We start from the raw sequence: 9441 nt of genomic DNA, 5'->3' as shown, positions 1-9441 counted from the left end.
CGTTGCCGCCGAGCAGCACCGGCGGCGGCTCCGGCACGGCCGCCAGCCCGCGCAGGACGTCGACCAGGGCGTCGCGCGTGGCCGAGTCGTAGGCGTTGCGCACCTCGGGCCGGTTGAGGGTGACCGTCACCGTGCCGCCGTCGTCGCCCACCAGGACCGGATCGGGCGAGGGGCGGTAGCGGGGGACGGTCCGGCCCGCGTTCCAGGCGGCGAACTCCGGGCCGGCCAGCAGCATGGAGTAGGCGAAGGACTCGGCCATGAGGCCGTCGGCCAGTGACAGCTGCTCGTTGACGCGCAGCAGCTGGCAGGCGACGGCGGAGGCGTGGGGATTGCCGGTGGCGGTGGCGGCGAGGACGGCGACGGCGGCGTCGAGGTCCTCCTCGCTCACCCAGCCGGGGCCGGCGGGACCGCGGCACAGCGCCACGTCGAAGGCGGCCGGGGGCGGTGCGGTTGCAGCGCCGGTCGTCACCCCGACGACCACCCGCCACGGCAGGCGGGGAACCTCCGCCCCGGCCGGCCCGGACGGCACCCGTTCGTCGACGGCTACGACCGTCAACGGAGAGGCGCCCTCGGTCACGGCGGCCTCGGCCGCCTCGGGCCGGGCGGCCAGCTCCATCAGATCCCCGAGGGAGAGGGTGGGAGCCTCCGGCGGCACGGCGTCAGGCCGCGTCGGCACGGTTCCTCGTGCTGCCCGCTCTAGCCGTACACGAAGTCGGTGATGAGGCGGGCCAGCTCCACCGGCGCGTCCCCCTGCACGCTGTGGCCGGCCCCGGCCACGTGCTCGACCCGCGCCCCGGGCTGGCGGCGCAGGAGCTCGGCCTCGTCGGCGTCGTCGATCACCGACTGGGGGAGCATCCCCCGCACCAGCATCACCGGCACCTGCAGCCCGGACACAGCGTCCCACAGGGCCGCGAAGTCGCTCATGGCGTCGCCGCCCTCGGGCGGCCGCAGAGCGCGGTGGCGGGCGTAGCGCCACACCCAGCTGCCGTCGTCGCGCTGCTCGGCGTTGTGCAGGATGCCGCGGCGCAGCGACGACTCGGTCCGGGTCGGGTTGTGCTCGATGGTGCGGGCCAGGATGGCGTCGAAGTCCGGGAAGCTCTCGGGGCCGTTGACGAAGGCGGTGATGGCGGAGGCCTTCTCCCGGTTGACCCCCGGCGTCACGTCGACCAGCACGACCCGGCGCACCACGTCGGGAGGGGCGGCGGCCAGGGCCAGCGTGGTCAGACCGCCGAGCGACATCCCGATGACGGCCCGGGCCTCCGGGGCCAGGGCGCGCACGGCGGCCGCCACGTCGTCGGCGTTGTCGCGGGCGCTCAGGTATCCGGCCCGGCCCCCGTCGGAGTGGCCGTGGCCGGGCAGGTCGACCGCCACCGCGGGCCGGTCCAGGGCCAGCAGCACGGTGTCCCACGTGTGGGCGTTCTGGGCCCCGCCGTGCAGGAACACCAGCTCGGGCGCGGCGGTTCCCCACACCAGGGCGCTGAGGTGGCGGCGGTCCCCCATCGGAACGCGCTCGCGGCGCACCGCCGGCGGGCCGTCGTAGGCGATGCCGTGCTCCGCGGCGTTCTCGTGGAACATCGACAGCTCGTCGTAGGGCACGCGGGTGACCACGCCGCCCGACGCTAGTGGCGCCCCTCCTATGCTCGCCGCTCGTGGAGCTCGGGATCTCCGGCCGGGTGGCCGTCGTCACCGGGGCCAGCCGGGGGATCGGGCGGGCCACCGCCCGCCTGCTGGCGGCGGAGGGGGCCTCGGTGCTGCTTTCCGCCCGCGGCGCCGCCGCCCTGGAGGAGACGGTCGAGGAGATCAGGGCGGCCGGCGGGGACGTGGCGGGCGTGGCGGCCGACGCCCTGGAGCCGGCCTCGGCCGAGCGGCTGCGCGACGTCGCTCTGGCGTCCTGGGGGCGGATCGACATCGTCGTCAACAACGCCGGGGGCGGGCCGAGCGGCAACGACCACGTCCGCCATTTCTCCCCGGAGACGTGGGTCGACGTGTTCCGACTCAACGTGATCGCCGCCATGCAGCTCACCATGGCGTGCGTGCCGGACATGGTCGAGCGCAGGTGGGGCCGGGTCGTGAACGTGTCGTCGACGGCGGGGCGCGACCCCGACGCCCGGTTCGGCTCCTACGGGGCGGCCAAGGCCGCACTCCTGCACGCCACCCGCACCACCGCCCTGGCCTTCGCCGCCGACGGTGTGCTGGTGAACGCCGTGCTGCCCGGCCTGACCCGCACCGAGGGCGTGCTGGCCGGCTACGACGAGGCGGCGGCGGCCACCAACCGCACCCCGGAGGAGATCGAGCAGCGCATGATGGAGCGCCAGCCGATCGCCATGGGCCGGACGGGGCGGCCCGAGGAGGTGGCGGGGGCCATCGGCTTCCTCTGCTCGGAGCAGGCGGCGTGGATGACGGGCGTGCTGCTGAACGTCGACGGCGGGACGATCAAGACCCTGCCGTGACCGACAGCTCGCGCCGCTCCTCCACGGCCAGCTCCTCCTCGGTCTTCTCCGCCCCGGTCACCGGCTGGCCGCACTGCGGCACCGGCAGGACCCGGCTCACCCGCACGCGGGCCTGCCACGTGCGGGTAGGGCCGCCGGGCTCGTCGACGGAGAGGCGTACGGTCCCGTCCCCGTCCTCCTCACCGCGCCGCGGGCGGTCCAGCAGGTCCCATCCGACCTCGGCCAGCACGTCTCGCTCCAGCGCCTGCACCGCGGCGCTGGCCAGCCCGGCGCAGCCGCGGTAGCGGGGGGTCTGCTCGATGGCGGGCCCCTCCCTCGTGACGATGGCGGCCACCGCCCCGGCGTCGAGGTAGCCCCAGCAGGTTCCCTCGGGAAGGACGATGGCGGTGGGGGCGAAGCGGTGCCCCCCCGTGTGGCTGGTCCGCCACACCCGCACGTCGGCGGGGAGACGACCGGCCCGGGCCACGTCCTCCTGGAGGGAGGTGCCGAGGGAGCCGCAGCAGCGGTCCCTTCGCCCGTGGCCGCAGATCAGCACGTCGCGGCCGGCGACCGGTCCGGTACCGGGCGGCTCCCGGCCGGCGAGGAGGGCCAGGGCCACCCCGGCGGCGTCACCGCCGGCGGGAGCCTCCCGTCCCTCGAAGCGCCCGCGGTCGGCGTCCCAGCGGTAGTGGACGACGCGGGCGGGGCCCCGCTCCGGGACGGGGACCAGGGCCTGCAGGCGGTGGTCCGCCTTCCGGGCGGCGGCCGCCACCGGTTCCAGCTCGGGGATCTCCGACACGTCGCGCGGCCACGGCAGGGGCCACTCCACGAGGAGGAAGCCGGCGTAGGAGCCCGCCGAGCCGACGGGATCGACGCCCTCCTCGCGCGTCCACGTCGAGCACCGCAGGTCGGAGGCCATGTACCTGTTCTACACGGGCCGGGGCCGCCGGCCGGGCTCAGACGGGCTGGGGCTCGGGGGGAGGGGGGATCGGGGACGGGGCGGGCGAAGGTACCCCCGGGTCGGGCTGGATCGGCGGGCCCTTGGGGTCGATCGGAGTGGGATCGACGGGGGGCATGGGTTCGGGGACCACCGGCGGCACCCGGGCGCCGGAGGTCAGATCGACGAGCGCCACCAGGTCGGGGTCCCGCAGGGCCGTGATGTCGGCCAGCTGCTGCTGCAGCCACTTGCGGATGTCGTTGGCCCGGATCACCTGCACGCACGCGTCCCGGCGGGCGCGCCGCTCGGCGCGGTCCATGATGATGGCGTGCCACAGCGCCTCGGCCTGGGCCTCGATGTCGAAGGGGTGCACGGACAGGCAGAAGGCGCCGAGCTCGGCGTGCGCCCCGGCGTGCTCGGAGAGCACGAGGACGCCGTCGTGCTCGTTGAGCAGCATCCCCTCCTTGGCCACCAGGTTGAGCCCGTCGAGCACCGGGTTCACCAGCAGCACGTCGAACAGCTGGTAGGCGGCCATGGCCTGGGGGCGGGAGTCCTCGAGGCGCAGGTCGATCGGCTGCCACTCGGCGTTGCCGTGCTCGAGGTTGATGTCGGCCACCAGCCGGCGGATGTTGCCCAGGTACTCGGAGTACTGCTCCACGTCCTGGCGGCTGGGCTGCAGCAGGGCCAGGAAGGTCACCCGGCCGGTCAGGTCGGGGTGGTTGCGCAGGAGCTGGTCGAAGGCCTTGAACCCGCGCAGGATGTTCTTCGACAGGTCGGTGCGGTCGACGCGGAGGATCAGGTGCTCCCGGCGCACGTTCTCCAGCCGGCCCCGGATCTCGGCCACCTCGGGGGAGCCGGTCTCGGCCTCCAGGGCGGCGGGGTCGATCGAGATCGGGTACCAGCGGGCGTGCACGGTCCGGTTCCCGACCTGCACCGACAGGGAGGACAGGTCGACCGGCAGCTCGAGCAGCTCCTGGCAGGTGTGCAGGAAGCTGCGCGCGTACTGCTCGGTGTGGAAGGCGACGATGTCGTTGGCGAGCAGGCCGTGGAGCAGGGGCTCGCGCAGGCGCGCGGGCAGCACCTTCCACGCCTCCGGCGCCGGCCACGGGATGTGCACGAAGTGGTGCAGGAACACCTCGGGACAGCGCTGCCGGAGCAGGGCGGGCACCAGGTACAGCTGGTAGTCGTGCACCATCACCGTGGCCCCCGGGCCCACCCGGTCGAGCTCGTCGGCGGCCGCCGCCGCCAGCGCCTCGTTGACGGGGACGTAGCCGGAGTAGAAGGCCTCGAGCTCGGTGGCGGTGATGTCGGGGGCGTTCGACAGGTCCCACAGGTTGTGCTGGATGAACCACAGGATCGGGTTGGCGATGATCGAGTAGAAGCGGTGGTACTCCTGCGGATCGGTCTCCACCATGCGCACGAGGTGGTGCTCGGTCCCGTCGTCGAGGGTGAAGGTCTGCCCGCCGCTCTCGCGCGCCACCGCCCGGTCCTCGTCGGTGATGGCGTTGCACACCCAGACCGCCTCGGTCATGGCGGCCAGGCCGGACAGGGCCGTGACCAGCCCGCCCCCGCCCCGCCGGGTGGTCCGCTGCCCGTCCGGGCCCGGCCCGTGCTCCACCGGCCCGCGGTTCGACACCACGATCAGCGGGCCGGAGCTGCCAATCTCTTCTCCCAGTTGCCCCATCCCGGCCCGAACCTACCCCCGGGGGCAGGGCGCCACTCCATTCCGAGTCCCAGGTTCTGCCAGGAGATCGGGCGGGCCGTTCTAACGTCCGGGGATGCCCGATCCCCAGCTGACCGGCCCCGTCACCGGTGGGGTGCACGGCCGGCCCTTCGGCGCCGCCCTGGTCGACCTCGACGCGTTCGGCTACGTCGAGGAGGAGTACTTCCTCACCGGGTGGCCACCCCTAGGGTGTGGGCCGATCCAGCCTGGCGGTGGCCGATGCCCGCGATGTCTCCGGTCGAGGTGTTCCTGTGCCGCAACCCGCTGTGGTGCGCCGTGGCCGGCAAGGTGGTGCTGCCCTGGTCGCTGCAGGGCTACGAGCCCCTCGGTGAGGTGCTCGAGATCGGCGCCGGAAGCGGGGCGATGGCGGCGGAGCTGCTCGCCCGCAGCGGCACCATCGCCATGACCGTCACCGACTTCGACCCCGGGATGGTTGCGGCGGCGACGGCGCGCCTGGCCCGGTTCGGTGACCGGGCGACGGCACGCCAGGCCGACGCCACCGCCCTGCCTTTTCCCGACTGGTCGTTCGACGCCGTGCTCAGCTGGATCATGCTGCACCACACCGTCGAGTGGGAGAAGGCGCTGGCGGAGTCGGTGCGCGTGCTGCGCCCGGGAGGCCACGTCGTCGCCTACGACCTGTTGTCGACCGGCCCGACCCGCCGGCTGCACCGGGGCCGGAGCACCCACCGCACCCTCCGCCTCGGCGAGCTCCGGGCCGTCGTCGCCGAGCTGCCCGTCGACCAGGCCGTGATCACCCCCGGCCTCGGTGGGCTCGTCGTCCGCTTCCTGCTCCGCAAGCAGCCCAGCCCGTCCGGGCCGGCCTTCCCGTCGGAAATCCGCCGGACGCGGGCGGGCCGGCGGCATAGGTTGCCTCTGTGAGCGCAGCCGACGACAAGAGATCGACGTTCCGTGCCCTTCACGTCAAAGGTTCCCCGTTGATCATGCCCAACCCCTGGGACCGCGGGTCGGCCCGTCTCCTCGAGTCGCTGGGGTTCCGGGCCGTCGCCACTACGAGCGGAGGATTTGCCGCCTCGCTCGGCCGCGTCGACTACTCGGTCTCCCGGGACGAAGCCGTGCAACACGCGGCGAGCATCGTTGCCGCCGTCGAGGTTCCCGTCTCCGCCGACCTGGAGAACTGCTTCGCCGACGATCCCGCCGGCGTGGCTGTCACCGTCGAACGGGCGCGGGATGCGGGCCTGGCCGGCTGCTCGGTCGAGGACTTCACGACCCGGCCCGACGCGCCCGTCTACGAGCTGGCGTTGGCCACCGAGCGGGTCTCGGCCGCCGCCGAGGCGGCCCATGTCGGCCCGGGCCCGGGCCTGGTCCTCACCGCCCGGGCCGAGAACTATCTCCGCGGGCGCCCGGATCTGGACGACACCGTCAGGCGCCTGCAGGCCTACCAGGAGGCCGGGGCCGACGTGCTCTACGCGCCGGGTCTGTCCGACCCGGGCCAGATCCGCAGCATCGTGGAGTCGCTCGACCGTCCCGTCAACGTGCTGACCGTTCGCGGGGCGCCGGCGGTGCCCGAGCTGGCCGCCGCCGGGGTGGGCCGGATCTCGATCGGGGGTGCCTTCCATGCCGTGGCGCTGGGCGCGGTGGCCGAGGCGGCCCGGGAGCTGCTGGATCAGGGAACCTACGGCTGGCTCGACGGGGCGGCCCAGGGGCGTCGGGCCGTCACCGCCGCCTTCGCCGCCCGCTGACGGAGCCGGGCTCGCCAGTAGCCGGGCTCGTGAGTAGCCGGGCTCGTCAGTAGCCGCGCGCCATCCGTCCGGCGGCGCTGAGCATGCGGGTGCCGACGTGGCGGCCGAAGGGGCGCTCGGCCCAGAGCGCGGCCCGGGCGGCGTTGGAGCCGCACGCACCGTGAACACCGCCTCCGGGATGGGCGGAGGACGACGCCAGGTACAACCCGCGGATCGGAGTCTCGGGCCGGCCCAGCCCGGGGGTCGGGCGGAAGACGAGCTGCTGGTGGATGGCGCTGGTCCCGCCTCCGATGGCCCCTTCCACCAGGCTGGGGTCGTGGGCCTCGAGCTGGCCCGGCCCCATGATCCAGCGGCTGGCGACCAGATCCTTGAACCCGGGCGCGTAGGCCTCGATCCGGTCCTCGAGCCGCGCCGCCATGGCCTCCAGGTCGGACTGGTCCCAGCGCCCGCTGATGCCCGTGCAGCCGGCGTCGCCCCGTACGTGGCGGGGCACGTGGGTGTAGGCCCACACCACCTCGGTACCGGGCGGGGAGCGTGTCGGGTCGGCGGTCGTCATCTGCCCGACCAGAACGAACGGCCGCGCCGGCACCAGGCCCTGGTGCAGCTCGGCGCTGTACTGCGTGATCTCGTCGACGCTCTCGCTGAGATGGACGGTGCCCGCTGCACGGGCCCCTTCCGCCCGCCACGGCACCGGGCCCCGCAGCGCCCAGTCCACCTTGAACGTGGAGTTGTCCCACTCGAAGCGCTCCAGGTCGCGACGCATGCGGGCCGGGAGGTCGTCCCAGCCGACCAGTCCGCCGAACAGCTCGGTGGCGACGACATCGGCCATGACCGTGCGTCGGGCGGCCACCCGCTCGCCGCCTGACGTGATCACCGCCGCGGCGCGACCCCCGGCCACCTCGATCCGCTCCACCGGGCGGGAGCACATCACCTCTCCCCCCCGGCTCTCCAGCCTCCGGACGAGAGCAGCGGTGAGGCTGCCGGCCCCGCCTTCGGGCACCGGAAAGCCCACGTCCTGGGCGAGCATGGAGAGGAGCCAGCCGAACGCGGAGCTGGCGGCGGACTCGGGCGTCAGGTCGGTGTGCAGGGCGCAGCCGGCCAGGAGGAGGGGACCGCCCGGACCGGAGAACTCCTCCTGGCCGAGCCGGCGCACGGGAAGGGTGGCGTAGCGCGCCAGTCGCAGCACACCCGCCGGGCCGAACCGCCGGACGGCGCGCAGTCCGGCCCGCACCGGGGGGAACGGGGTGAAGAGGGCGCCTACGGCGTCGGCGCGCAGGTCCTCCCACGCCGCGAACAGCCGTCTCCACGCCGCTCCGTCACCCGCGCCCAGGCCCTCGAGGCTCTCGGCCGTGGCGTCCAGGTCCCGCGACAGCACCGCGGCCCGACCATCCGGTAGGGGATGGGCCAGCACGGCGGGGGCGTGACGCCACCGCAGGCCGTGGGCCTCCAGGTCGAGGGCGGAGATGACCGGGGAAACGGCCGCCAGCGGATAGAACGCGCTGCATACGTCGGCCACGTATCCGGGCCCGAGGTAGTCGGCGCTGGAGACGCCGCCGCCCGGCGTGGGCGCGGCCTCCAGGACGACCACATCCCAGCCGGCGTCGGCCAGCACGTTGGCGCACACCAGGCCGTTGGGACCGGAGCCGACGACAACCGCGTCCGCCGAGAAAGGAGCCGGCGCGCTGGTTGACACCGGTTCGACCCTACTCCCGGCACCCCCTCGTCAGGTGTCCGGGGTCAGCTCCCGGCGCCGGCCGAAACGCCCGCGCGCGCGGGCCGGTTGGCGCCGTTGCCGCCGACCGACTGCAGGTGCTCGAGGACCATGCGGCCCAGCTCCTCCGGCGCCGTCTCGGGGATCCAGTGGCTGACGCCGTGCATCACCTCGAAGCGGTACGGCCCGCGCGCCTGGCGGGCGGTGGCGCGCGCCGCCGCCCCGCCCAGGGCCGTGTCCCCGTCGCTCCACACGTAGAGGGTGGGCACGTCGACCGGTCCTACGAGAGGACGGGAACGCACCAGGGCCCGGTACCAGTTGAGCGCCGGACCCAGGGCCCGCCGGCGCTGCAGCTCCTCGACGTAGTGGCCGGCGACGTCCTCGGGCAGGCCGGTCGAGAGGAGGGCGCGCTTCAGCACCGCCCCGCCGGCCGATCCCAGCACCAGCTCCGGCACCAACGGCAGGTTGAAGAAGGCGATGTAGCCCGACCGGAGGATCTGGGGGCTGCGCAGGAGGGAGGCGAGGTACGCCCGGGGGTGGGGCGTGGAGACGACGGAGAGGCTCAACAGCCGGGACGGGGCAGTGGCGGCGGCCGTCCACCCGACGATCCCGCCCCAGTCGTGACCGACCAGATGGAAGCGCCGGGCCCCCAGGGCGTCGGCCATCCCGAGGGCGTCGTCGACCAGCTCCGAGAGCCGGTACGCGCCCGGGCCGGAGGGACGAGCGCCCGGGGAGTAGCCGCGCTGGTCGGGAGCCACGGCGTGGTATCCGTGCCGGCCCAGCTGCTCGAGCAGGGGCCGCCACGCCGACGACGGCTGGGGGAACCCGTGGAGCAGCAGCACCAGGTCGTCCCCCTCGCGCCCGCACTCCAGGGCATGGAAGCGGAGGGGGCCGACCGCCAGCTCCCGGTCCCGGACCGCGAGCACGTTGTCCTCGGGCAC

The 9441-nt window shown here is 74.5% G+C and carries 9 protein-coding genes; 3 read left to right on the top strand and 6 right to left on the bottom strand.

Features of this window, described 5'->3' with window-relative positions; all coding sequences use genetic code 11:
• Both VFW24_08700 and VFW24_08695 read right to left on the bottom strand, forming a co-directional pair.
• A partial coding sequence (locus VFW24_08700) for a hypothetical protein (GenBank protein ID HEX5266841.1) occupies positions 1-676 on the bottom strand: 676 nt, incomplete at its 3' end.
• A gap of 20 nt (positions 677-696) precedes the next feature.
• Positions 697-1608, bottom strand: a complete 912-nt coding sequence (locus VFW24_08695) for an alpha/beta hydrolase (GenBank protein HEX5266840.1) — start codon at positions 1606-1608, stop codon at positions 697-699.
• A 41-nt stretch (positions 1609-1649) separates the two neighbouring features.
• On the opposite strand from VFW24_08695, the gene VFW24_08690 reads away from it, so the two are divergent.
• Entirely contained in the window at positions 1650-2450 is an 801-nt protein-coding gene (locus VFW24_08690; GenBank protein ID HEX5266839.1) for an SDR family NAD(P)-dependent oxidoreductase, read from the top strand.
• On the opposite strand, the gene VFW24_08685 is transcribed toward VFW24_08690, so the two are convergent.
• On the bottom strand, positions 2434-3348 hold the full coding sequence (locus VFW24_08685; protein HEX5266838.1) for a sucrase ferredoxin: 915 nt from the start codon (positions 3346-3348) through the stop codon (positions 2434-2436). The two genes, VFW24_08690 and VFW24_08685, sit on opposite strands and share 17 nt — an antisense overlap.
• Before the next feature lie 37 nt (positions 3349-3385).
• Entirely contained in the window at positions 3386-5050 is a 1665-nt protein-coding gene (locus tag VFW24_08680; GenBank protein HEX5266837.1) for a trehalose-6-phosphate synthase, read from the bottom strand.
• Positions 5051-5317: 267 nt separating this feature from the next.
• Between VFW24_08680 and VFW24_08675 the strand changes: the two genes are divergently transcribed.
• Together VFW24_08675 and VFW24_08670 are read left to right on the top strand one after the other, a co-directional pair.
• Positions 5318-5968 (top strand): class I SAM-dependent methyltransferase, encoded by a 651-nt coding sequence (locus VFW24_08675; GenBank protein ID HEX5266836.1) that lies wholly within the window; start codon positions 5318-5320, stop codon positions 5966-5968.
• Positions 5965-6789: an isocitrate lyase/phosphoenolpyruvate mutase family protein gene (locus tag VFW24_08670; GenBank protein HEX5266835.1), complete on the top strand. Its 825-nt coding sequence runs from the start codon at positions 5965-5967 to the stop codon at positions 6787-6789. The genes VFW24_08675 and VFW24_08670 overlap by 4 nt, the downstream gene beginning before the upstream one ends.
• Before the next feature lie 46 nt (positions 6790-6835).
• Here the strand turns inward: VFW24_08670 and VFW24_08665 are convergent, their stop codons facing one another.
• The gene (locus VFW24_08665; GenBank protein HEX5266834.1) at positions 6836-8482 is read right to left on the bottom strand and encodes an NAD(P)/FAD-dependent oxidoreductase; all 1647 of its coding nucleotides are present in this window, start codon (positions 8480-8482) and stop codon (positions 6836-6838) included.
• Positions 8483-8526: 44 nt separating this feature from the next.
• Positions 8527-9441, bottom strand: a 915-nt coding sequence (locus VFW24_08660; GenBank protein ID HEX5266833.1) for an alpha/beta fold hydrolase, incomplete at its 5' end; no start/stop codon positions are given.

It is taken from the genome of Acidimicrobiales bacterium (assembly GCA_036273495.1).
Lineage (GTDB): Bacteria > Actinomycetota > Acidimicrobiia > Acidimicrobiales > JAJPHE01 > DASSEU01.
The sequence above is the reverse complement of the archived record's forward strand: the minus strand, read 5'-3'. Positions and strand labels throughout refer to the sequence as shown.

What these genes read in the sequence shown, in the direction of transcription:
- VFW24_08685 (HEX5266838.1), bottom strand. Translation starts at nt 3,348, where the DNA reads ATGGCCTCCGACCTGCGGTGCTCGACGTGGACGCGCGAGGAGGGCGTC.
- VFW24_08680 (HEX5266837.1), bottom strand. Translation starts at nt 5,050, where the DNA reads ATGGGGCAACTGGGAGAAGAGATTGGCAGCTCCGGCCCGCTGATCGTG.
- VFW24_08675 (HEX5266836.1), top strand. Translation starts at nt 5,318, where the DNA reads ATGTCTCCGGTCGAGGTGTTCCTGTGCCGCAACCCGCTGTGGTGCGCC.